Genomic DNA, 23,336 nt, shown 5'->3' with positions numbered 1-23,336 from the left:
ATTCGAGGTGAACGACTAATGATGACCGATTCCGAGAGGGCGGCGACGCTTGTGCCGCCGCTGCACCGATGGACGCCGAGAGCGCTGTACATTCATATCCCTTTTTGCACGAACAAGTGCTTTTACTGCGATTTCAACTCTTACGTCGCCGCGGGGCAGCCGATCGACGCGTATTTGGACGCGCTGGAGAACGAGATGGAGCTGACCGTTGCCGAGCTGCCGCCGGCCTCGATCGATACCGTTTTCGTGGGCGGGGGAACGCCAACCGTGCTGACGCCGCCGCAGATGAGCCGTTTTCTGGATGCGGTGAGACGGCATTTTCCGCTGGCGGCCGACGCTGAGTTTACGATGGAAGCCAATCCGGGTACGACGGACATGGAGAAGCTTGCCGCGATGCGCGAAGGGGGTGTGAATCGGATCAGCTTCGGCGCGCAGACGTTCGACAACGGCCTGCTGGAGAGAATCGGGAGAATCCATGCCGCACAGGACGTCGTGCAGAGCATCGCCAACGCCAAGGCGGCCGGATTTGCGAATTTGTCGATCGACCTGATGTTCGGCTTGCCGAACCAGACGCTCGAGCAGCTTCAGGACAGCGTGAACAAGGCGCTGGAGCTCGACTTGCCGCACTATTCCTTGTACGGACTGAAGGTGGAGGAAAATACGCTGTTCTACCGTCTGTACCAACGGGACGAACTGCCTCTGCCCGAAGAAGAGGAAGAGGTCGCGATGTACGAGTATTTAATGGAGAGATTGAGCGGAGCGGGCTATCGCCATTACGAGATCAGCAACTTCGCCAAGCCGGGCTTCGAGAGCCGGCACAATACGGTGTATTGGCACAACCAGCCGTATTACGGGCTTGGAGCCGGCGCCCACGGCTACGCTCTTGGGCAGCGCCATATCAACATTAAAGGCGTGCAGCCGTATATCGACGCAGCCCGGCGCGGCCTGCCGCGGCTTGAGCGCAGCGACGTCAGCGCGGAGGAGGCGATGGGCGACTTCATGATGGTCGGCCTCCGACTGAGAGAAGGCGTAAAGCAAGCCGACTTCGCCAAGCAGTTCGGCGGAGCCAGCATGGAAGAGGTTTACGGCAAGGAGTTGGCCCGCCTCGTGGAGCAAGATTTGCTCGAACGGACGATGGACGGGGAGCCGGGCTACCGCTTAACTTCGCGGGGCGTGCTGCTCGGCAACGAGGTGTTCGGGGCGTTCGTCTGACGCGGTATTTCGATTTGCGATCGGGACGATAAACGGTTTTTTCGTTTCGTTCGAAAAGTCTCTTGAGGGATCTGATGAGATGTTGTATATTTATTCATACATATTCATTGGATGAGAGAAGGAATGGTCATGTCGGTCCTCTGCCGCCCAGCGATCCCGGAAGACGTGGAGGGGCTTTACGAACTTATACAAGGCTATGCCGCCAAAGGCATCATGCTGCCCAGATCCCGGGAGGCGCTTGCCCGCAATATCGACACGTTTATCGTGGCTCAGGACGGGGAGCAGCTGATCGGATGCGGTTCGCTATGCCGGCTCGGCAGCGATCTCGTCGAGATTCGCTCGCTCGGCATCGCGGACGGCTACAAAGGCCAGGGCATCGGGAGCAAGCTCGTGGACGCGCTGATCGAGGAAGCCAAGCTGCAAGGAATCCCGAAGGTCATGGCGCTCACGTACGAAGCGGCGTTTTTCCAGAAGAACGGGTTCCGGATCGTCGACAAGGAGATTTTTCCCGAGAAAGTATGGACGGATTGCGTCAACTGTCCGAAGCAGCAATGCTGCGACGAAATCGCCGTCGTTCGCATCATCGAACCGGCGCAGGAGAACGAGCGCTTAAGTTTTGCCCAAATGTAAGCGAACATGCCAAATCGAGCGGGAACGTCCTTGACACGACCGCCTTCGGTTTGGTATTTTTGTAGTAGCCTTTAGCACTCGTCGTAATTGAGTGCTAACGATAACGGGAAAGCCAATTCAAGGAGGAGATTCGGATGCTGAGCGAACGCCAACGCATGATCCTGAATGCGATTATCGACGATTATATCCGTTCTGCGGAGCCGGTCGGTTCCCGCAGCATCTCCAAGCGCGGAGACGTGTCTTTCAGTCCGGCGACCATCCGCAACGAGATGGCGGATCTGGAGGAGATGGGGCTGCTTGAGCAGCCGCACACTTCCGCGGGCCGAATCCCTTCTATTAAAGGCTACCGTTATTACGTGGATCATCTCGTTACCTTGGGCGAGATCGGGGACCGGGACGCGCGGATGATTCGTTCTTTTTTCGCTGAGAAAATGACGCATTGGGAAGGCATTATCGAGCATGCGGCGACCGTTTTGTCCCAGATGACGAATTACACCTCGATCGTGCTCGGTCCGGAGATGTTCAATACGGCTTTGAAGCATTTTCAGGTGATTCCGCTGACGGACAATTCCGCGGTCGCGATTATCGTAACGAACACGGGGCACGTCGAGCATCGGACGATTTCCATTCCGGAAGGCATCACGATGGACGATATGACGAAAACCGTGAACCTGCTCAACGACAAGCTGGCCGGGGTGCCGTTCTACAAGGTCAAGTCGGTTCTGCACAGCGAGATCGCCAAGGAGCTCAGTCGTTATGTGGAGAGATTCGAGGAAATTCTGGCGCTGCTTGAACAGACGATCAACGAGAAGCAGGAACCGAAAGTATTTTTGAGCGGCGCGTCCAACATGTTGACCCAACCGGAGTTCAAGGACGTCGACAAGGCGAAGTCGATTCTCGGCATGCTGGAGGCAACTCCGCTCGTCGTGCAGCTGTTCCAGTCCAATCCGGGAGGCATCCAGGTGAAGATCGGAACGGAGAACGCGCACGAGGCCATCAATCACTGCAGTTTGATTACCGCGACGTATTCCTTCGACGGACAGTCGCTCGGCACGATCGGCATTCTGGGTCCGACCCGCATGGAGTACGCGAAGGTCATCGGCTTGCTTGATTATTTATCCAAGGATATCGTCCAGTTGATGTCCCGCTGGCATAAATAAAGGTTGCATAGCCCCCGAAATCGGGAGGCACGGTAAGGAGGTGAATCGTACATGAGTACGAACGAAACGAAGGAGTCTGCGAACATGGATGAGCGTCAGGAAGAGGTTTTGGAACAGGACAACGTAATCGAAACGAACGATTCGGCCGTTTCCGGCGACGAGCCGCAAGCCGAGGAACAGACAACCGGGGAAAGCGAACGCATCGCCGAACTAGAACGTTTGGCCGATGATCATCATAGTCGTTATTTGCGCGCGCAAGCCGATTTCGATAACTTCCGCAGACGTACGCAGAAGGAGAAAGAGGAGCTCGCGCAATACGCTTCCATGAAGCTGATTACGCAGCTGCTGCCCGTTCTGGATAACTTCGGACGCGCGCTTCAAGCGGGCGAAGGGGCAGGCGGAACCGATTCTTTCGCCAAGGGCGTGGATATGATATTCCGTCAACTGTCCCAGGTGCTGGAAGCGGAAGGCCTTAAGCCGATGGATGCCGTAGGGCAGCCGTTCGATCCGGAATTGCATCAGGCGATCATGCGTGTGGAGAGCGACGAGCATGAGGAAGGAACCGTCGTCGAGGTCGTTCAGACCGGCTATATGCTCAAGGAGAAAGTCATCCGTCCGGCAATGGTGAAAGTCAGCGGTTAGCACGGCTTCCTTCGCAAGAGAGGAAAGTCGATCGTGCACTTATATCAAAGGAGGAACACCCAGCTATGAGTAAAGTAATCGGAATCGACCTCGGTACGACGAACTCGTGCGTCGCGGTCATGGAAGGCGGCGAAGCCGTCGTTATCCCTAACGCGGAAGGCAACCGCACCACCCCTTCCGTCGTCGGCTTCAAGAAAGACGGAGAGCGCGTCGTAGGCGAGACTGCGAAGCGTCAAGCGATTACGAATCCGGATCGCACGGTTAGTTCCATTAAGCGCCACATGGGAACGACCCACAAGGAAACGATCGAAGGAAAAGCATACTCCGCGCCGGAGATTTCGGCGATTATCCTGCAGAAGCTCAAAGCCGACGCAGAAGCATACTTAGGCCAACCGGTCACGCAAGCGGTTATTACCGTTCCTGCATATTTTAACGATAGCCAGCGTCAAGCGACGAAGGACGCGGGCAACATCGCGGGCCTCGAAGTGCTGCGGATCGTCAACGAGCCTACGGCTGCCGCGCTCGCTTACGGCTTCGAGAAGCAAGAGGATCAAACGATTCTCGTATTCGACCTCGGCGGAGGCACGTTCGACGTCAGTATTCTGGAGCTCGGCGACGGCTTCTTCGAAGTTAAAGCGACGAGCGGCGACAACCACCTCGGCGGCGACGATTTCGACCAAGCGGTCATGGAATGGCTGTCCGGCGAATTCAAAAAAGAGCACGGCATCGACCTGCTGAAGGACAAAGCGGCGGTGCAACGTCTGAAGGACGCGGCTGAGAAAGCGAAGAAGGAGCTGTCCGGCGTCGTCTCCACGACGATCTCCCTGCCGTTCATCACGGTTGTAGACGGAGTGCCGCAGCACTTGGAGCTTAACCTGAGCCGTTCGAAGTTCGACGAGCTTACGGCTAGTCTGGTAGAACGCACGATGTCGCCTACCCGCCAAGCGTTGTCGGATGCCGGCATGTCTCCTGCGGACATCGACAAAGTCGTTCTAGTCGGCGGTTCCACGCGTATTCCTGCCGTCCAAGAGGCGATCAAAAAGCTGACGGGCAAAGAGCCGCACAAAGGCGTTAACCCGGATGAAGTGGTTGCTCTCGGCGCTGCCGTTCAAGCGGGCGTATTGACGGGCGAAGTCAAAGACGTCGTGCTGCTCGACGTCACTCCGCTGTCCCTCGGCATTGAAACGGCCGGCGGCGTCTTGACGAAAATGATCGATCGCAACACGACGATCCCGACGAGCAAATCGCAAGTGTTCTCGACTTACGCCGACATGCAGACGCAAGTCGAAATTCACGTCCTGCAAGGCGAACGTGCGATGGCTAAGGACAATAAGACGCTCGGCCGCTTCGTTCTGAGCGAAATTCCACCAGCGCCTCGCGGCGTGCCGCAAATCGAAGTGACGTTCGATATCGATGCGAACGGTATCGTTAACGTATCCGCTCTCGATAAGGGGACCGGCAAAACGCAGAAAATCACGATCACTTCTTCCGGCGGCTTGAGCAAAGAAGACATCGAGCGCATGCAGAAGGAAGCGGAACTGCACGCGGAAGAGGACAAAGCTCGCCGCGAGCTGGTCGAAGCGAAGAACAGCGCGGACCAACTGATCTACAGCGTCGACAAGACGATCAAGGACCTCGGCGACAAAGTCGACGCGGGCGAAATCGAGAAGGCGAACGCAGCGAAAGAGAAGTTGACAACCGCGGTCGCATCCGATAACCTTGAACAGATCAATCAAGCGACCGAAGAGCTGACCGAAATCGTGCAGCAGCTGTCCGTGAAGCTTTACGAGCAGGCCGCGCAGCAGGCGCAGCCGGGTCAAGAAGCAGGGGACGCAGGCTCCGCCGGTTCCGGTCCGGCCAAAGACAACGTCGTCGATGCGGACTATGAAGTCGTAGACGAAGACAAGAAATAATTCGGATGCCGCATACACGGAAAGTCAAAGCCGATTCCCCAGCAATGCGGAATCGCTTTGACTTTCCTTCATGAGGAGGTGGAGAGAAGTGGCGGACAAAAGAGACTATTACGAAGTTCTGGAGCTTTCCAAGAACGCCTCCGCGGACGACGTGAAGAAAGCTTATCGCAAGCTGGCTCGGCAGTATCACCCTGACGTCAACAAGGCGCCCGACGCCGAAACGAAATTCAAAGAAGTGAAAGAAGCGTACGACGTACTGAGCGACGATCAGGCGCGCGCGCGTTACGACCAGTTCGGCCACCAGGACCCGAACGCCGGTTTCGGAGGAGCGGGAGGAGCCGATTTCGGCGGGGGCTTCGGAGATATATTCGATATGTTTTTCGGAGGCGGCGGAGGCCGGAGAGATCCGAACGCGCCGCAGCGGGGCAACGACCTGCAATACACGATGACGATCGAATTCAAGGAAGCGGTGTTCGGCAAAGAGATGGACATCACGATTCCGCGGACCGAATCGTGCGACACGTGTCACGGAAATGGCGCCAAGCCCGGCACGAAGCCGGAAACGTGTTCCGTCTGCCGCGGCTCCGGCCAGCAGGAAGTGGCGCAGAATACGCCGTTCGGACGCATCGTGAATCGTCGGGCATGTACCGCATGTTCCGGACGAGGCAAAATTATTAAAGATCGCTGCGGAACTTGCGGCGGCAGCGGCCAAATCAAGAAACAACGTAAAATCCACGTCAAAATTCCCGCTGGCGTCGACGATGGAGCCCAACTGCGCGTAAGCGGCGAAGGGGAAGGCGGGTTGCGCGGAGGCCCTTCGGGGGATCTCTACATCGTTCTTCGCGTGAAATCCCACGACTTCTTCGAACGGGAAGGCGACGACATTTACTGCGAAATTCCGTTGACCTTTACGCAGGCGGCGCTCGGGGACGAGATCGAAATTCCGACCTTGTCCGAGAAGGTCAAGTTGAAGATTCCTCCCGGCACTCAGACCGGCACGTATTTCCGGCTTAAGGGCAAGGGTGTTCCGAAGCTTCGCGGTTACGGGCAAGGGGATCAGCAGGTGAAGGTGACGATCGTCACCCCGACCAACCTGAGCGAAGACCAGCGGGAGCTACTTCGGGAGTTCGCGTCCAAGAGCGGCGAGTCTACGCACGAGCAGAGCAAAAACATTTTCGAGCGGATGAAGCGCGCGATTCTTGGAGAATAAAAGCAACGACGGCCGACCAGCCTGACGCTGGCGGCCGTTTTTTTTCTGCCACTGCTCAATTGACACACAGCCTTCGCCAGATCCTAGCCTGGAGTGCCGATGCGCGATTCTTTAGATCAACCCCCTCCGTTCGACCGCCAATCGGGAGACGTTACTCGACTTTTTAGAACAATACCCTCGTTTGAGCACCATGGGGGAGACGATACGCGACTTTTTAGAACAACTCGTTTTGCGAAGAACTTCAATGTTACGTGTCCTTGTACGCGAATGGGTCAGCCGCAGTTTTTTATAGTATAAGTGCGAAGGCCCGGGAAAACCTATTGGAGTAATTGCGATGCGCATTGCTGCCGCGGAGCAACCGATAAGGAGGATGTTGATTTATGGCCAAAGAACGCGAACGTTTGCCGGTCGCCAAGGCGGAAGATGTGGAATATTCGGAGGAGCTAGCTGACGGAGACGATAAAAAAGCGCAGGAGCGAGCTGAGGCGGCTGATCGGCGAGCTGCCGGAGAGCAAGGAGAGTGAGCCGCGTGGATATGGAACCGTTGCAAGCCAGATTCGAGACTCAAGACCAAGCGGAATCGGTCATCCGCAAGCTGTCCGCTCTTCGCAGCGACCGCTTCCGGCTGGAGCGAGCGAACGCGGGAGCTGCGGCTTCTTCCGGGGGCCAGGCGTGGAGCGCCGAGGTCGGGTCGGATCTCGGCGTCATCGCCACACCGTCTGACGCGGCCGCCTCCGCTGCAGATGCCGAATTCACGCTGTCCGCCATCGTCCCTGCTGCTGCAGCCGACCAAGCGCGCACCGTCATCCGTCAAGCCGGCGGTGTAATCTACTGATTGATCCCCGGGCGTACACGGCTAAGCAGTGTGCGCCCTTCTCATCCTCCTCGTCCCCCCTTTTGCCGCTATCCCTCTCGCTCAGAATAGCAACACGTTAGTATGTCTACCTCCATTTTCGCCGCTATGGCCATTATCTCCGTCACTCAGAACGACAATGCGAAAGTATGCAGATCTGCGCGTCTATGGCCATTATCCCCTCGACTCAGAATGGCAGTGGGGGAATAGATCACCTCACGCTGTTATGGTCGAACTTGTCGGATCGCTCTTAATGGCTCCTATTTTCATCATGATAGTTAGGGAGTAGGCGGATAAGATGTGCTTCTGAACGAAAGGGATAGTGGCTAAAAGAGGCTTGAGAGAGTAGTTGCAAGGTTCGGAGAGAGGTGCGGATGGATAGAAGTCAGTGTTAACTGAGCGAGCGGGATAATGGACATAGGGACGAGGAGAGGAGAGGAGAGGACGGGACGAGACGAGAAGGAGCGGAAGGAGGAGTCCTGAACAAAAGGGATAACGGCAAAAGGCAGCTTGAAAAGGAATGCTAGGAGAGGACGAAGAGAGTGCGGTGGATCGATCGGCAGGGCAACTGAGCGGAGGGGATAGTGGCCATAAGCGGAGGAGACGTGGAGCGCGACTGATCGAAGGGGATATCGACAAAAGCGGGGAGAAAAGGGAGGGCGGCGGCGAGGAGCAAGACTGAGCGAAGGGGATAACGGAGATAACGGAGATAAAGGGAGAGGGGAGGAGATTGTTTTGCATCCGGCAAAACAGTGCGTGTATAATGGGATTCATTGAGCTGCGATAAGGAGAGGAACGGATTTGCGCTGGCATGAATTGACCGTTCTGGCGACGGAATCGTCCCAGGAAATGGTGACGCACTATTTGACGGAATTGGGGGCGGGGGGCGTATCGGTCGAAGAGGCCTGGTCGCCGGATAAGCCGCGGGATACGAAATACGGCGAGGTATACGATACGCCGCTGAACGATATACGGCCGGGGTATGCGCTGTACAAGGCTTATTTTTCGGAAGATTACGAGATGGAGCCGATTGCGGGCGAGTTGAAGACGCTGCTTGAAGGGCTGCCGGAATACGGATACGACGCCGGGGAGTTTACGGTGCATATCGGTTCGGTCCACGAGGACGATTGGGCGAATGCATGGAAGCAGTTTTTCAAGCCGGTAGCCGTTACCGAGCGTCTCGTCATCAAGCCGACGTGGGAGGAGTACGAGCCGAAGGAAGGCGAGCTCATCATCGAGCTGGATCCCGGAATGGCTTTCGGCACCGGAACGCATCCGACGACGTCGCTCTGCCTGAAAGCGCTGGAAAGCGCGATCGACGGAGGAGAGCGGATCATCGACGTCGGCACCGGCTCCGGCGTGCTGGCGATCGGGGCGATGAAGCTGGGCGCGGACAAGGTGCTGGCGCTCGATCTCGACCCGGTAGCGGTCAAATGCGCGAAGGAAAACATCGAGCTGAACGGCTACGAGAACGAGGTCGAGGTGAGACTCAGCGATCTGCTGGGCGTGCTCAGGGAGAGCGAGGGGGAGCAGCGGCAGGCAGACGGAGTAAAGCCTCCGGTAGATCTCGTCGTCGCCAACATTCTCGCCGAGATCATTTTGCTGTTCATTGCCGATGTCATGGACGTGCTTAAACCGGGAGGCCTGTATATCGCTTCCGGCATTTTCAAAAATAAAGAAGAGGCCGTCGAGGCCGGCTTGCTCGCCGCAGGCTTCGAAATCGTCGACGTGCTAAGGCAGGAAGATTGGGTGGCGTTCGTCGCCGGCAAGCCGAAGGGGGAGGTTGAGTGAACTTTTTCTGGTTTCCGATCGAGCATCTGCCGATCATCATCCTGATCATGCTGATCGCGTTCAGCGTGCACGAATTCGCCCACGCCTGGACGGCGTGGAAGTTCGGGGACGATACGGCTTACCGCGAAGGGCGGGTGACCTTGAATCCGATCGCCCATCTGGATTGGATCGGGATGCTGTTTCTCGTCATCGCCGGATTCGGTTGGGCGAAGCCGGTTCCGGTTCGCCGAAGCAGGTTCAAGAACCCGCGTCAGATGAACATCATGGTGACGGCGGCGGGGCCGATCAGCAATTTGCTGCTTGCTTTTTTACTTTTGTTCGTCTTTTATTTGCTCGGGGCGTTGAACGTTTTCGATAAGGCCTCGCCGGACTTTTTCAACAATATACTGACTTTCCTGAATTACTGGCTGAGCATCAATCTGGCCTTGTTCCTGTTCAATCTGCTCCCGGTGCCCCCGCTTGACGGCTATCGCATCGCGGAGGAGTTCCTGCCTCTGAAGACGAGAATGGTCATTCAGGAGAACAGTCAGTGGATTACGTTCGGGTTCCTGATTGTCGTCTTTGTTCCGCCGCTTCGCGAAGCGACGATCGGGCAGTTGATGCAGCTGAGATCGCCGATCGTGCAAGGGATGCAGTGGCTGCTCGGGCTCGTGTTCTAATGCCTGGATCTGACGGTGGCGAAAATAGCCCGAAAGCGGTATGATGAAGGTTGGAGTTTGGAGCGAGCGGGAGGCAGAGGCGGAATGCAGCGTTATTTCGTGCCGGAGGCGCAGATGGACGAACGGTCCGTCACGCTGGAAGGCGACGACGCGCGCCATGCGGCGGCCGTTATGCGGGCGAAGCCGGGAGACCGTTTCGTAGCCTGCAACGGAAGCGGACGCGATGTCGTGGCGCGGATTGCGTCGGTGGATAAACATAAAGTGCAAGCGGATATTATCGAAGAGCTGGCCGTGTCCGCGGAGATGAGCTGGAAGGTTGACGTCGCCCAGAGCTTGCCGAAGGGAGACAAGCTGGAGACGGTCATCCAGAAGGGAACCGAAGCTGGGGCGGCTGCTTTCTTGCCGTTCTTGTCCCGGCGCACCGTTGTGCAGTACGACGAGCGCAAGGAGGCCAAGCGAATCGAGCGTTGGCGGAAAATCGCCAAGGAAGCGGCGGAGCAGAGCCATCGCAGCGTCGTGCCGCGGATCGAGGCGGTCAGCTCGTGGAAGGTTCTGCTGCAGAAGTTCGCCGAGTATGACCTGGTGCTGCTCTGCTACGAGGAAGAAGGCCGTTCCGGCATCGGCTTGAAGGATGCGCTGATTGCTTTCCGGCGGGAGCGAGAACCGGGTAATCCGGCGTCGCCCAGCGTGCTCGTCGTCGTCGGTCCCGAGGGCGGCTTCGCCCCGGAGGAGGCGGAAGCGGCGCTTGCCGCCGGAGCCAAACCGGTCGGTCTGGGCAGAAGAATATTGCGGACGGAGACGGCGGCGCTGTACGCGCTGGCCTGCCTCGCTTACGAGTCCGGAGAGTTAGGAGGAAACAACGATGCCTAGCGTGGCATTTTACACCCTTGGCTGCAAAGTCAACTTTTACGATACCGAAGCGATCTGGCAGCTGTTCAAGAACGAAGGGTACGAGCAGGTCGACTTCGAGCAGACGGCGGACGTCTACTTGATCAATACGTGTACGGTGACGAACACGGGGGACAAGAAGAGCCGCCAAATTATTCGCCGCGCCGTGCGCCGCAATCCGGACGCCGTCATCGCGGTAACGGGCTGCTACGCCCAGACTTCCCCTGCGGAAATCATGGCGATTCCGGGCGTAGATCTCGTCATCGGGACGCAGGATCGCGAGAAGCTGATGACGTTCATCTCGGACATTCAGAACGATCGCAAGCCGGTGAACGCCGTTCGCAACATTATGAAGACGCGGGAGTTCGAGGAGCTGGACGTGCCGAGCTTTACGGAGAAGACGCGCGCGTTCCTGAAAATCCAGGAAGGCTGCAACAACTTCTGCACGTTCTGCATCATTCCGTGGTCCCGCGGCCTGTCCCGCAGCCGCAAGCCGGACAGCGTGCTGGAGCAGGCGCGCCAGCTTGTCGCCGCGGGCTACAAGGAAGTCGTCCTGACCGGCATTCACACCGGCGGCTACGGAGACGATCTGGAGAACTACCGTCTGGCCAATCTGCTCGCTGATCTCGACAAGATCGACGGTCTGGAGCGCATTCGCATCAGCTCGATCGAAGCGAGCCAGATCGACGAGAAGATGATCGCCATTCTGAACAGCTCGCGCAAAATGTGCCGTCACCTGCATATCCCGCTGCAGGCTGGCGACGACGAAATTCTGAAAAGAATGCGCCGCAAATATACGACAGCCGAGTACGCCGAGAAAATCCGCCTGATCCAGAAAGCGATGCCGGGCGTCGCCATCACGACCGACGTGATCGTAGGCTTCCCGGGGGAGACCCGGGAGCAATTCGAGAACGGCTTCCGGTTCATGGAACAGATGAAGTTCGCGGAAATGCACGTATTCCCGTATTCGAAGCGGACGGGAACGCCGGCCGCGCGCATGGACGATCAGGTCGACGAGGACGAGAAGCACGAACGCGTTCACCAATTGATCGATTTGTCTGAGCGCATGCAGGCCGAGTACGGCCGCGAGTGGGTCGGCAAGGTGCTCGAGGTTATTCCGGAGCGGAACGCCAAAGGCGACAACAACGGCACGATCTCCGGCTATACGGACAACTATTTGCAAGTCGAGTTCGCGGGAGATTCGTCCCTCATCGGCAAGCTGTGCCGCGTTCGGGTTACGGAATCCGGCGTGAACGAATGCCGCGGCGAGCTGCTCGAAGTGCTGGACTCCGGCTCCAGGCCGGTGGCTATGCAAGCTTAATCGAAGTCGGAACCGAAGATTTCACCGTAGGGCAGGCGGGCGTGCCGGCTTCCGCCTTGCGGTGAAATCTTTTTTTCGCATACATAAGAGAGAAAACGGAGAGGAGAAGGGGCGGACGACGGAGAAGGAGTAATTCAGGGACTTCCTCGCCTAAGCGGAAGTCGGGTCGGAAGCCCCGCGTCTCCAGATGGGCAAGTAAGCAAGCGGCAGGGCGATCATGGAACATAGCACGTTAAAGATCGTCTGGGCGTGAGCGATCTGGGCGGACGGATCTCCGGGAGCGATCCAGGCGGCCGCGCCGTGAAGCGCGCCGATGAGCGGATAAAACAGGGCGGCGCCGCCGACGTTAAGCGCAAGCTGCGACAAGGCGACGAAGCGGCCGCCGGGGCCTCCGCCGAGCGAAGCGACAAGCCCGGTGAAGCAGGTGCCGACGTTGGCGCCGAGCACGATGGCGATGCCGGCTTCGGGAGAGATCGCTCCGGCGGCCGCTAGCCCCATGCACATGGCGATGACCGCCGAGCTGGAATGGACGAGCGCCGTAATGACGGCTCCGCCGAGGACGCCCCACATCAGATTGTCGTACGTATGGCGCATCAAAGCTTCGAAATAGCCGTTGTCCCGCAGAGCCGGCCCGATGCTTTGCAGCAGTTTAAAGCCGACCAGCAGCAATCCGAAGCCGCCTGCCGCAACGGACACGTAGCGCAGGCCCACGATGCGGCGAGGAGCGGAAGAGGCGTCCCGCATTTCGTTGGCCGCGAAGGAGACGATCCAGCCGGCGGCGCCGAAGGCCAGGAAGTAAATGCCGTATTTATGGAGCTGAAGGCTCATGAGCTCGGTCGTAAAACAGGTGCCGACGTTCGTGCCGAGGATGATGCCGAAGCTGCGGGCAAGGGTAAGCCAGCCCGCGTTGACGAACCCGATGGTGAGTACGGTGACGGCAGTGCTGCTCTGCAAGAGCGCGGATGCGACGGTGCCTACGGCGAAGCCTCTAAGCGGCGTCGAGGTGGACCTGGATACCCAGGAGACGAGCCGGTGGCCCGCCCACCGCTCCAATGAAGCTTCCATAACCTTCATGCCAGACAGCAATAACGCGAACCCGAGCAAAGACGGGACGATCAGTTGAGCAAACATGTTACGCACCTCCCATTAACCCTATGCGGCAAGAGGACAAGTTTATGATCGGACAAGGAGTGGTTGGCCAATGAGTAGTCAAGCGTCAGTATGGTTAAATAAAAGCAGGAGGCCCCGTCTGGAAGAGGGACATCCGTGGATTTACGCGAACGAGATCGCCAAGACGGAAGGGGAGCCGACGCCCGGACAGCTGGTGGAAGTGAAGGATCACCGCGGGCAGCTGCTCGGCACCGGCTACTGGAACCCCGCATCGCAAATTACGGTTCGGCTGGTCGCTTACGGTTCGTTGGAGCGGATGGACGAGGCGTTTTTCCGGAACAGGTTCGAACGCGCTCTTGCCCATCGCCGGCGTTTCGTCGGAGCGGAGCAATCCTGCCGTCTCGTGTACGGCGAGGCGGATTTCCTGCCCGGGCTCGTCGTGGACCGCTTCGGCGGCGTGCTGGTCGTTCAGGTGCTGTCGCTCGGCATGGAGACGGCGAAGGAGGCGTGGCTGCCCGCGCTGATCGACGTGTTCAAGCCGCAAGGCGTGTACGAGCGCAGCGACGTCGGAGTACGAACACTGGAGGGACTGGAAGAAAGGAAGGGCGTGCTGTACGGGGACTGCCCGAGACACGTGGAGATCGAGGAAAACGGGCTTCGCGTCCAGGTGGACATCGAAGAGGGCCAGAAAACCGGTTATTTCTTCGATCAACGGGAAAACCGGGCGTCCGTCAAGCCGCTTATGCTCGGCTGGGGCGCGCGCAGCGGCATCAAGCTGGCCGAGACGGAGTCCGAGGACGGCGTCAAAAGCCTGCAACCGGTGAACGAGAAAGGCAATATCGTCACGTTCCCGTATTGGGACGGCGCGACGGTGTTGGAATGCTTCGCGCATACGGGCAGCTTCACGCTGCATGCGTGCGCTTACGGAGCGAAGAAGGTGACCTGCCTCGATATTTCGGAGCATGCGCTGCAGACCGCCCGCCACAACGTCGAGATCAACGGCTTCTCCGATCGCGTGGAGTTCGTCGCGGCCGACGCCTTCGAATATTTGCGCCAGCAAGTCGCAGGCCGCGACGAGCGGCAAGCCAGGGCGAACGCCAAGGCGGCCGGTGTGAAGGTGGATACGTCCAAGCCGCTCGTCTCGGAAGGGCGGACGTGGGACGTCATCATCCTCGATCCTCCGGCTTTCGCGAAGACGAAGCGCGCGGTCGAAGCCGCATGCCGCGGGTACAAAGACATTAATCTGCATGCGATGAAGCTGCTGAACGAAGGCGGCTACCTGGTCACCGCCAGCTGTTCCTACCACGTCCGGCCCGACCTGTTCATGGAGACGATCCAGGAGGCGGCCAAGGATGCGGGGAAAATCATTCGTCGCGTCGAGTGGAGAGGGGCCGGCAAAGATCATCCGCAGCTCGCCGGGGTGGATGAGGGCAATTATTTGAAGTTCGGCATTTTCGAGGTTCGCAGCCGCAAGGAGCTGTAAAGCTTGCCGCCGCCCCTGCGGAATTGTTAAGGAAATGTTAGCAAACTGCCGGATGAACTCAAGCCGTTTCGGGAACATTCCTAACGCCTCTGTTTTATGATGGTGTCAGAGGCAAGGAAACGGGAGGGTTGAGCATGGTGCACGAAGTGATCCTGTTCGGCAAACGGGCGGTTCCGCTCGAGAATCGGGCAAAGACGTCGAGCAGCCGCAGCCGTTTTAATACGCGCATGCGGGCGATGGCCGACGATCTGGAGTTTCGTCGCCGCTGGAAGCACGTCAGCTATATCGAGCTGTGGTCGGACGCGGCGATTTTCAAATACGACGACGGCACGAAATGGTACATGAATATTTCGTAATCGCGCAAGCAAGCAAAAAAGGCCTTGTTCTCCCGGAGAGAACAAGGCCTTTTTTTTATTCCTTCACGCCGGCATGGGACGTGGTCTGTTTCTCGAAGTCTTTGACGTAGTCGTCCACGACTTGCACTTCGATCATGCAATTGTTCATCATGAACTTGAATACGCCGTTGTTGAAGTCGGTGCCGACTTCCTTGAAGAAGATGCCTTCGTAAACGTCGCTCTGGGTATGATTGAAGCAGAGCCTGTATCCTTCGCGGTCTTCCTTGAGATAGGCGCGAATGCCTTTCTCGAAAAAGCCGTCCTGGTTCGCGAGTTCTCTCGAGACGGAGATGATATGAAGATCGACGAAAGGAACCTCGTTAAGCAATACGTTGATCAGAGATCCTTTGGTAATCTCTTTCCAGCGGCTCTGGGCGGTTTGTCCGATGATGAGCTGCGTAATATTGTTTTTCCTGGCCACTTCGCCGATGACTTTGGCTACCGGTCGGGACTCGTTGTATTTTACGATGAATTGTTCGGCGCCGTGCTCGCTTGCTAGCTTTTTCCATTGTTCGATAAAATGAATTTTCTCGATATCCAGCTCGTCTTCTGGAAGCGGATCTATGGTCAGCACGTAGAGAGGGCAGTCCAGCATATTGGCAAGCTTACCGCCTCTGCGAATCAATCGCTCTCCATTGGGGCCGTAATAGACGCATACGAGTATGCTCTCATCCATTCTTCCGTTCTTCAATTTAACGATTCACCTCGTCTGAACTTTTAATGCCGGGTGATATCCAGAACGTCGAGTCGCATCCGGACATTGAATACAGCGTACATTTTTTGTTTGGTTCTGTCAATGCGTTTAGTGTATACTGTTACTATTACAGTCACTGTTACTAGGATAGCCGTATTTCTGTGAATCAATCATGAAATCGGGAGGATAATAAGACAAATTGCTCAGGGGACCCGTCCGGTTCTTCCGATCGGCCATGCGTTTCCGTGAGCAGTCTGCATAAATCACAGTACAAGTAGGAGGTTCCAAGTTGTCGCTGTTGCATTTTGCTGTGCTGCTTCCTTTTCTGTACACCGTCTTCGTGCCTCTATTTTTCAAGAAGCTGCCCCGCGTTCATACGGGCTGGTTCGTCCTTATCGTTCCGTTGCTGCTGTTTGTTTATTTTGCCGCCCAATTTCCGCTTCGTTCAGGCTCGGCCCCCTTGTTCCAATCCTTATCCTGGATTCCCTCGTTAGGCATCCGCTTCGATCTGCACCTGGACGGACTATCGATGCTGTTCGCTCTCATCATTACCGGCATCGGATTTTTGGTCATTGTATACTCCATATATTACATGTCCAAAGAGCGCGAAGCGTTACATAATTTTTATATCTATTTGCTCGTATTTATGGGAGCGATGCTCGGAATCGTATTGTCCGACAATCTCATGGTGCTGTATGTGTTCTGGGAGGCGACGAGCGTCTCGTCTTTCCTGCTTATCGCTTATTGGTTCCAGAGAAAAAGATCCCGCTACGGCGCGCAAAAGGCGATGCTGATCACCGTGACGGGCGGATTCGCCATGCTGCTCGGCTTCCTGATGCTGGGTTCGGCGGCGGGGACGTTCAGCATTCGCGAGATCGTCGCCATGAAGGAAGTCATCGTGAACGATTCGCTGTTCATTCCGGCGATGCTGCTGGTGCTGCTCGGCGCGTTTACGAAATCCGCTCAATTTCCGTTCCATATCTGGCTTCCGGACGCGATGGAAGCTCCCACGCCGATCAGCGCGTATTTGCACTCCGCGACGATGGTCAAAGCGGGAGTGTACCTGGTCGCGCGCATGACCCCGGTGTTCGGAGGACATATGAGCTGGTTCTGGATCATTACGATCATCGGGATCGTAACCTTGTTCTGGGGCGCGTTCATGGCGATCCGGCAGTTCGACTTGAAGGCGCTGCTGGCTTACTCGACGATCAGCCAGCTCGGTCTGATCATGTCGCTCCTGGGCATCGGATCGCTCGCGCTGCATACGAATTACGAAGCGCAGGCGATGCTGTTCTCGGGCGCCATCTTGGCGGCCGTCTTCCATCTGTTTAATCACTCCATCTTCAAAGGCTCCCTCTTCATGGTCGTCGGCATATTGGACCACGAGACGGGAACCCGCGATATCCGCAAGCTTGGCGGTCTGCTGAGCCTCATGCCGGTGTCGTTCTCCTTGACCATCATCGGCGGCCTGTCGATGGCGGGTCTTCCGCCGTTCAGCGGCTTCCTGAGCAAGGAAATGTTCTTCACAGGCGTGCTTACCGCCTACCAGCATATCGATCAATGGGTCGTATTGCTGCCGATCGTCGCCTGGCTCGCCAGCGTATTTACTTTCGTGTACTGCCTCGTGTTCGTGTTCAAGACGTTTACGGGCACCTACCGTCCGGAGCGTCTGGACAAGAAGCCGCACGAAGCGCCTGCCGGCATGCTGGTTTCTCCGATCGTGCTGGCGACTCTCGTGCTCGTGATCTTCTTCTTCCCGAATCTGATTTCCTACACCCTTCTGGAGCCGGCGATGCGCTCCGTCTTGCCGAGCCTGCTGCAGCCGGGAGAAGTTTTCGAAGTCGATATCAAACCTTGGCACGGTTTCAATACCGAGCTGTTCATGACCGTCGGCATCGTCGTGATGGGGTCGCTGCTGTACAAGACGTACAAGAAGTGGTCGGACATCTACTACAACCTGCCGCGCAAGTTCGATTTCAACCATATGTACGACAAGGGATTAACGGGAGCGGAGCGGCTGTCCGCCCGGGTTACGAACTTCTATATGAACGGTTTTCTTCACAGCTATCTCAGTTACATTTTCACGTTCGTCATCATCGTCGTCGGGGGCTCGTTCCTGCTTCAGCGGGCGTTCGCCATCGACCCGTCCACCAACGCGGTCATCGAATGGCACGAGTACCTGCTGGCCGTATCCATCGCAGTATCTTCCGGATTTGTCCTGTTCGTCAACTCCAGGCTGACGTCGATCATCGGGGTGGGCGCGGTAGGTTATCTGGTATCGCTGCTGTTCGTCATTTTCCGGGCGCCGGATCTGGCTCTTACGCAGCTCGTCGTGGAGACGATCACGACCGCTCTGTTCCTGCTGTGCTTCTACTTCCTTCCGAAGCTGAAGACGGAAGTCGTCCGAATTCGCGTGAAGGTGTCCAACCTGCTCATCTCCATCGGCGTCGGGACGGTGTTTACCCTGATCGGAATTTCGGCGCAAAGCACGAATCCGTTCAAGCCGATTTCGCACTTCTTCCTGAATTCGTATGAGCTTTCGGGAGCCCGCAATATGGTCAACTCGATTCTCGTCGACTTTCGCGCTTTCGATACGATGCTGGAGAGCGTCGTTCTGTTTACCGCGGGCATAGGCGTCTATACGCTGATCAATCTCCGCAAGTCGAGGAGGGAAAAGCGTTGAAATTCTCGGATTTGATTTTGCAGACGGCGGCCAAAGTGCTCGTATTTATCATCATGACGTTCTCGATCTACATTTTGTTTGCCGGGCACCATAACCCCGGAGGGGGATTCATCGGCGGCTTGATTACCGCGTCTGCGCTGATGCTGCTCTACGTGGCGTTCGACGTGGAGACGATCCAGGAAATCATTCCGGTAGACTTCAAGGTGATCGGAGCGATCGGCGTTCTGATGGCTCTGCTGACCGGCATCGGGGCCATCGTGGCGGACGTGCCGTTCCTGACCCAGGTGTACCGGTACGTCGATCTGCCACTTCTGGGCAAGACGGGCCTCGGCAGCGCTCTGGTATTCGATCTTGGCGTCTACTTGGCCGTTATCGGCACGACGATGACGATTATTAGAAGCATTAGCGAGGATATGTAATATGGAAACTTTAATGACGATTACCGCAGGCGTTCTGTTCACCGTCGGCACTTATCTGATCTTAAGCAAAACCCTCCTGCGCATCATTATGGGGATGTCGTTGTTTACGCACGGCGTCCATATTATGCTCATGGCGATCAACGGATTGAAACGCGGCGCCGCCCCGCTGCTCGGGGAAGAAGCGGAGAGCTACACCGACCCCGTGCCGCAGGCGCTCATTCTGACTTCCATCGTGATCAGCTTTTCGCTTACCGCATTTTCTCTCGTGCTGGCTTACCGCACTTACAAAGAGCATGGCACGGACGATGTGGAGCAGTTAAGGGGACAAGAAAATGACTAATCTGGCCGTGTTACCGATCGTCACGCCGTTGCTGTTCGGCGTGCTGCTATTTTTCGTCCGTTACCGCATTCGGCTCCAGATGGGGCTGGCGACCGCGGGGACGCTCGCCACGCTGATCTTCTCGGCGCTGCTCGCGCATACCGTGTCCAAGGACGGCATACAGGTGCTGCACGTGGGCGGCTGGGAAGCGCCTTACGGCATTCCGCTCGTCGCGGATATGCTGGCGGCCATTCTCGTCACCATTTCGTCCGTCGTGACGCTCGCCTGCCTGCTCTACGCCTTTCACGCGCTCGACGACGAGCGCAAAAGAAATTACGCGTTTCCGCTTATGATGATTTTGCTGTGCGGAGTTAACGGTTCGTTTTTGACCGGGGATATCTTTAATCTGTTCGTCTTCTTCGAAGTGATGCTGCTGGCTTCCTACGTCTTGCTCAGCCTGGGCGGAGGCAGAATCCAGCTGCGGGAGACAATCAAGTACATCGTCATCAACATTATCGCGTCGAGCTTGTTCGTCATCGCCATCGCGTATTTGTATTCGATTACCGGAACGCTCAACATGGCGCACATCGCCCAGCGGATCGCCGAGCTCGGACAGGACGGTCTCACGACGACGGTCTCGCTGCTGTTCCTTACCGTATTCGGGCTGAAGTCCGCGCTGTTCCTCTTCTTCTGGCTTCCGGGATCGTACAGCGCGCCGCCGGCGCCGATCGCCGCTCTGTTCGCCGCTCTGCTGACCAAGGTGGGCATTTACAGCATCATACGCACATTTACGCTGATTTTCCCCCATCAACCTCAAATCACGCACGAAATCATGATGTGGCTTGCAGGGTTGACGATGCTCCTCGGAGCGCTGGGCGTCATCGCCTACTGGCGGATCAAGCAGATTCTGGCTTACAACGTCATCGTGTCGGTCGGCTTTATCCTGTTCGGCGTAGGCGTCGCTTCGGAAGCCGCCTTGAGCGGGGCCGTCTACTATTTGATCCACGATATGATCGCCAAGGCGCTGATCTTTATTCTCGGGGGGGCGATCATCAGCATCGCAGGCACCGACAAGCTTCGCGAGATCAGCGGTCTCATCCACTTCCGTCCGATACTCGGCTGGCTGTTCTTCCTGTCCGCCCTGGCTCTTGCGGGGGTTCCGCCGCTCAGCGGCTTCGTAGGCAAAGTGATGATTCTCCAAGGCGGCGTGCAGGCGAAGGCGTTCGTCCTGGTGGCCCTCGGTCTGCTGTCAAGCTTGCTCGTGCTGTACTCGGTCATGAAGGTGTTCATCAACAGCTTCTGGGGAGAGACGCTTCTGAGCGAAGGCGAGGAGAAGTCGACGGGCAAGGGAGCGCTGCTGCCGAGCTTGATTCTGGCCGCTCTCGTTGTCGGCTTCGGTCTGGGCGCGGAGGAGATCTTGGCTTACGTTCGTCAAGCCGTCGAACCGCTCGTGGATCCGTCCATCTATATCGAGGCGGTACTATCATAGGGATACGGACGGTTGCGGTCCGAAGAAGGAAGTGATATGAGATGACGATGCAAATTTTGCTTAATCTGCTGATCGCCATGGTATGGATGCTGCTCCATGACGTATGGAACACGCTTACGTTCACCATCGGTTTTATTTTGGGCTTCTTCATTATCTATTCGTTCAGAAGATTTTTTCCGACCCCCTTCTACGGAAGAAAGCTGTGGGCCATCCTTAAACTGATCTACTTGTTCGGGATCGATCTGATGATGTCCAGCATCGTCGTAATCGGTCAGGTGATTCGTCCGAGGCTGAACATCCAGCCGGGCATCTTCAAGATGGAGACGAAGCTGAAGACGGAATGGGAGCTTGCGATGCTCGTCAACCTGCTGACGCTGACGCCGGGCTCCGTCGTCATGGAGATCGCTCCGGAGGAAGGTATCCTGTACGTTCATGCGATGGATGTGAAGCGGAACAAGCCGTCGGTCATTAAGACGAAAAACAAGCTGGAGGATGTCATTATCGAGGTGATGCGCTAATGTTCGATACGCTGCTCAAGTTGTCCATGTTTCTGCTGACGGTGTCCATCGTCATCGCCCTTTATCGCGTCATTAAGGGGCCGTCCTTGTCCGATCGCATTTTGGCGCTCGATTCGATCGGCTACAACGTCATCGGGATCGTAGCGGTATTGTCGATGCTGCTGAATTCGCACGCTTATTTGGAAACGATTTTGCTGATCGGCATTTTGGCATTTCTAAGCACCGTCGCGTTGTGCAAGTTTTTGGAAAGGGGCGTCGTCATTGAGCGCAAAAGAAATCATTGAAGCGGTCGTGCTTGTCATGGTCATTATCGGAACGTTGATGAACTCGCTCAGCTCGCTCGGCTTTATCCGGCTCCCCGACGTCTACAACCGCTCGCATGCCGCGACGAAAAGCATAACGCTCGGCATTTTGTTTATTTTGCTCGGCACGTTCATTCATTTCCTGTTCGTCGACAATTACTTCAGCGTACGGCTGCTGCTGGGCATCGTGTTCGTCTTCCTGACGGCGCCCGTGACCGGCCATCTGATCGTCCGTTCCGCCTACCGCTTCGGCGTCAAGCTGTCGGATACGAGCATCAAGGACGAGCTGGCCGAAGACCTGGAGCGGGCCAAGAAGAAGGAAGCTCGGACGGAAGGGACTTGAGATTGGTTAAGGGGAACCAGATCATAAACCAACAATTCACATGACTGCGACAGGTCTCGTGTGGATTGTTGGTTTTTTAGTATTTTTTCTACCACTGCTCAATTGACATACAGCCTTCGCCAGAGCCTAGTCTGGTGTGCCGATGTGCGTTTTTTTAGAACAACGCTTTTTGTTTGAGCACTATGGGGGAGACGTTACACGACTTTTTAGAACAACGCCCTCCGTTCGACCGCCAATCGGGTGACGTTACTCGATTTCTTAGAACAACGCCCTCCGTTCGACCGCCAATCGGGTGACGTTACTCGATTTCTTAGAACAATCCCCCTCGTTTGAGCACCGTAGAGGAGGCGTTACACGACTTTCTAGAGCAACTCGCTTGGTGAAGAACTTCAATGTTACGAGTGGATGTCCGCGAATGGGTCAGCCGTAGTTTTTTTCAAATAACATATCATTATCTTTAGAGACAGCTTGAATAAAAGATGGGTATTCTTCAGATTTGGATCATTATTGCTAACTTGTCATATAGAATTTATATCCACAAGAGTAGATCAGTGGTAAATTTGAAAAGAGAAAACGAGAAAAAGTGGAGCGATAAAAAGCGATGAAGACGGTCAGTGGGCTGGGAATAAAATTATTAAAAAATATCATCCCCATTTTATGTTGGCCGATCAGCGCTTTGATGGGTTTTTCTACGTTTTACCTATTAGGCACGATGCTTTTTACAGCGAGCAACGCAGGGCTGCCGACCAAAGACACCTTTGTTTTTACGCGATCTCTGTTCTTATTGCTGTTAATACTCGCAGTCCTTGTTGGCTCATGTATATGGTTATTCAGAAAAATGAGGAATCCGCTTTATTATGTAAATATCCTCTTTTATATGGCTTTTATTTTTGTGGCTCCTTGGATTTTAAACAACTATGAAAGAATAAGATCAATGCCTCCCGTTAAAGAACAGAAAGCACTGCAGCAATACTATGCTGAAAAAATAAATGCTCTGGAGTTACCCTACCATCTTGATATAGACGAAAGTTTCAGTGAAACAAAGAAATCGGGACGTCTATTCGTTGTTCTTACTAAAACTATTGAGGGTGATATTGCATTATCGGAGTTCCAATCCATCGTTAACATCAGCCCTTCTCAGGGAATATTTTTAACTTTATACAACAAAGAAAAAGATATGGTGATCGGTTTAGCCGCAGCCGGTGATAAAAGTATAAAGGATTGTTCGCCTTACCTATTGTGCAAAAAGTATAATGTTGATTATCCAAAAGGGGAGTGGAATTTGTAAGAATACGGGGCGTC

24 protein-coding genes are annotated in these 23,336 nt (G+C 56.0%); 22 read left to right on the top strand and 2 right to left on the bottom strand.

Annotation, left to right across the window (positions count from 1 at the left end; genetic code table 11):
• Positions 1 to 21: 21 nt before the first annotated feature.
• From hemW to mtaB, 12 genes are all read left to right on the top strand, one after another.
• The gene (gene hemW, locus B0G52_RS01300; protein ID WP_094041990.1) at positions 22 to 1,212 is read left to right on the top strand and encodes a radical SAM family heme chaperone HemW; all 1,191 of its coding nucleotides are present in this window, start codon (positions 22 to 24) and stop codon (positions 1,210 to 1,212) included.
• A 123-nt stretch (positions 1,213 to 1,335) separates the two neighbouring features.
• A complete protein-coding gene (locus B0G52_RS01295; RefSeq protein ID WP_094041699.1) occupies positions 1,336 to 1,842 on the top strand; it encodes an N-acetyltransferase in 507 nt (168 codons plus the stop codon).
• Positions 1,843 to 1,976: 134 nt separating this feature from the next.
• A complete protein-coding gene (gene hrcA / locus B0G52_RS01290; protein WP_094041698.1) occupies positions 1,977 to 3,002 on the top strand; it encodes a heat-inducible transcriptional repressor HrcA in 1,026 nt (341 codons plus the stop codon).
• 51 nt (positions 3,003 to 3,053) lie between these two features.
• On the top strand, positions 3,054 to 3,644 hold the full coding sequence (gene grpE, locus B0G52_RS01285; RefSeq protein ID WP_094041697.1) for a nucleotide exchange factor GrpE: 591 nt from the start codon (positions 3,054 to 3,056) through the stop codon (positions 3,642 to 3,644).
• 65 nt (positions 3,645 to 3,709) lie between these two features.
• Positions 3,710 to 5,557, top strand: coding sequence for a molecular chaperone DnaK (dnaK, locus tag B0G52_RS01280; RefSeq protein WP_094041696.1), 1,848 nt, complete (start codon positions 3,710 to 3,712; stop codon positions 5,555 to 5,557).
• Positions 5,558 to 5,645: 88 nt separating this feature from the next.
• Positions 5,646 to 6,767, top strand: a complete 1,122-nt coding sequence (gene dnaJ / locus B0G52_RS01275) for a molecular chaperone DnaJ (protein ID WP_094041695.1) — start codon at positions 5,646 to 5,648, stop codon at positions 6,765 to 6,767.
• 380 nt (positions 6,768 to 7,147) lie between these two features.
• Positions 7,148 to 7,291, top strand: coding sequence for a YfhD family protein (locus B0G52_RS01270; RefSeq protein WP_094041694.1), 144 nt, complete (start codon positions 7,148 to 7,150; stop codon positions 7,289 to 7,291).
• 5 nt (positions 7,292 to 7,296) lie between these two features.
• Complete coding sequence (locus B0G52_RS01265; protein ID WP_094041693.1) at positions 7,297 to 7,602, top strand: hypothetical protein; 306 nt, start codon at positions 7,297 to 7,299, stop codon at positions 7,600 to 7,602.
• Between the two features lie 819 nt (positions 7,603 to 8,421).
• Positions 8,422 to 9,411 carry a 50S ribosomal protein L11 methyltransferase gene (gene prmA / locus B0G52_RS01260; RefSeq protein ID WP_094041692.1) on the top strand — a complete coding sequence of 330 codons (990 nt, stop codon included), beginning with the start codon at positions 8,422 to 8,424 and terminating at the stop codon, positions 9,409 to 9,411.
• Positions 9,408 to 10,070: a site-2 protease family protein gene (locus B0G52_RS01255; protein ID WP_094041691.1), complete on the top strand. Its 663-nt coding sequence runs from the start codon at positions 9,408 to 9,410 to the stop codon at positions 10,068 to 10,070. Before prmA ends, B0G52_RS01255 begins: the two co-directional genes overlap by 4 nt.
• 84 nt (positions 10,071 to 10,154) lie before the next feature.
• Positions 10,155 to 10,940, top strand: a complete 786-nt coding sequence (locus B0G52_RS01250; RefSeq protein WP_094041690.1) for a 16S rRNA (uracil(1498)-N(3))-methyltransferase — start codon at positions 10,155 to 10,157, stop codon at positions 10,938 to 10,940.
• Positions 10,933 to 12,279 (top strand): tRNA (N(6)-L-threonylcarbamoyladenosine(37)-C(2))-methylthiotransferase MtaB, encoded by a 1,347-nt coding sequence (gene mtaB / locus B0G52_RS01245; RefSeq protein WP_094041689.1) that lies wholly within the window; start codon positions 10,933 to 10,935, stop codon positions 12,277 to 12,279. The genes B0G52_RS01250 and mtaB overlap by 8 nt, the downstream gene beginning before the upstream one ends.
• Before the next feature lie 150 nt (positions 12,280 to 12,429).
• On the opposite strand, the gene B0G52_RS01240 is transcribed toward mtaB, so the two are convergent.
• On the bottom strand, positions 12,430 to 13,410 hold the full coding sequence (locus B0G52_RS01240; protein WP_094041688.1) for a Na/Pi cotransporter family protein: 981 nt from the start codon (positions 13,408 to 13,410) through the stop codon (positions 12,430 to 12,432).
• A gap of 70 nt (positions 13,411 to 13,480) precedes the next feature.
• Here B0G52_RS01240 and B0G52_RS01235 point away from each other — a divergent pair, with 70 nt between their 5' ends.
• Entirely contained in the window at positions 13,481 to 14,872 is a 1,392-nt protein-coding gene (locus B0G52_RS01235) for a class I SAM-dependent rRNA methyltransferase (protein ID WP_094041687.1), read from the top strand.
• Between the two features lie 134 nt (positions 14,873 to 15,006).
• Positions 15,007 to 15,228: a hypothetical protein gene (locus B0G52_RS01230; protein WP_094041686.1), complete on the top strand. Its 222-nt coding sequence runs from the start codon at positions 15,007 to 15,009 to the stop codon at positions 15,226 to 15,228.
• A gap of 55 nt (positions 15,229 to 15,283) precedes the next feature.
• Here B0G52_RS01230 and B0G52_RS01225 read toward each other — a convergent pair whose 3' ends face one another.
• Positions 15,284 to 15,943, bottom strand: a complete 660-nt coding sequence (locus tag B0G52_RS01225; protein WP_094041989.1) for a universal stress protein — start codon at positions 15,941 to 15,943, stop codon at positions 15,284 to 15,286.
• 307 nt (positions 15,944 to 16,250) lie between these two features.
• Between B0G52_RS01225 and B0G52_RS01220 the strand changes: the two genes are divergently transcribed.
• The 8 genes from B0G52_RS01220 to B0G52_RS01185 all read left to right on the top strand — a co-directional run bounded on the left by B0G52_RS01220 (position 16,251) and on the right by B0G52_RS01185 (position 23,322).
• Complete coding sequence (locus tag B0G52_RS01220; RefSeq protein WP_094041685.1) at positions 16,251 to 18,644, top strand: Na+/H+ antiporter subunit A; 2,394 nt, start codon at positions 16,251 to 16,253, stop codon at positions 18,642 to 18,644.
• A complete protein-coding gene (locus B0G52_RS01215; RefSeq protein WP_094041684.1) occupies positions 18,641 to 19,063 on the top strand; it encodes a Na(+)/H(+) antiporter subunit B in 423 nt (140 codons plus the stop codon). Before B0G52_RS01220 ends, B0G52_RS01215 begins: the two co-directional genes overlap by 4 nt.
• 1 nt (position 19,064) lies before the next feature.
• Positions 19,065 to 19,403 carry a Na(+)/H(+) antiporter subunit C gene (locus B0G52_RS01210; RefSeq protein WP_094041683.1) on the top strand — a complete coding sequence of 113 codons (339 nt, stop codon included), beginning with the start codon at positions 19,065 to 19,067 and terminating at the stop codon, positions 19,401 to 19,403.
• On the top strand, positions 19,396 to 20,871 hold the full coding sequence (locus B0G52_RS01205) for a Na+/H+ antiporter subunit D (protein ID WP_094041682.1): 1,476 nt from the start codon (positions 19,396 to 19,398) through the stop codon (positions 20,869 to 20,871). The genes B0G52_RS01210 and B0G52_RS01205 overlap by 8 nt, the downstream gene beginning before the upstream one ends.
• A gap of 41 nt (positions 20,872 to 20,912) precedes the next feature.
• Positions 20,913 to 21,389 carry a Na+/H+ antiporter subunit E gene (locus B0G52_RS01200; protein ID WP_094041681.1) on the top strand — a complete coding sequence of 159 codons (477 nt, stop codon included), beginning with the start codon at positions 20,913 to 20,915 and terminating at the stop codon, positions 21,387 to 21,389.
• A complete protein-coding gene (locus tag B0G52_RS01195) occupies positions 21,389 to 21,673 on the top strand; it encodes a Na(+)/H(+) antiporter subunit F1 (protein WP_094041680.1) in 285 nt (94 codons plus the stop codon). Before B0G52_RS01200 ends, B0G52_RS01195 begins: the two co-directional genes overlap by 1 nt.
• A complete protein-coding gene (mnhG, locus tag B0G52_RS01190) occupies positions 21,651 to 22,034 on the top strand; it encodes a monovalent cation/H(+) antiporter subunit G (protein WP_094041679.1) in 384 nt (127 codons plus the stop codon). The genes B0G52_RS01195 and mnhG overlap by 23 nt, the downstream gene beginning before the upstream one ends.
• Before the next feature lie 601 nt (positions 22,035 to 22,635).
• Positions 22,636 to 23,322, top strand: a complete 687-nt coding sequence (locus B0G52_RS01185) for a hypothetical protein (RefSeq protein ID WP_094041678.1) — start codon at positions 22,636 to 22,638, stop codon at positions 23,320 to 23,322.
• Positions 23,323 to 23,336 lie beyond the last annotated feature (14 nt).

The organism is Cohnella sp. SGD-V74 (genome assembly GCF_003001675.1).
Classification (GTDB): Bacteria; Bacillota; Bacilli; order Paenibacillales; family Paenibacillaceae; genus Cohnella.
The sequence above is the reverse complement of the archived record's forward strand: the minus strand, read 5'-3'. Positions and strand labels throughout refer to the sequence as shown.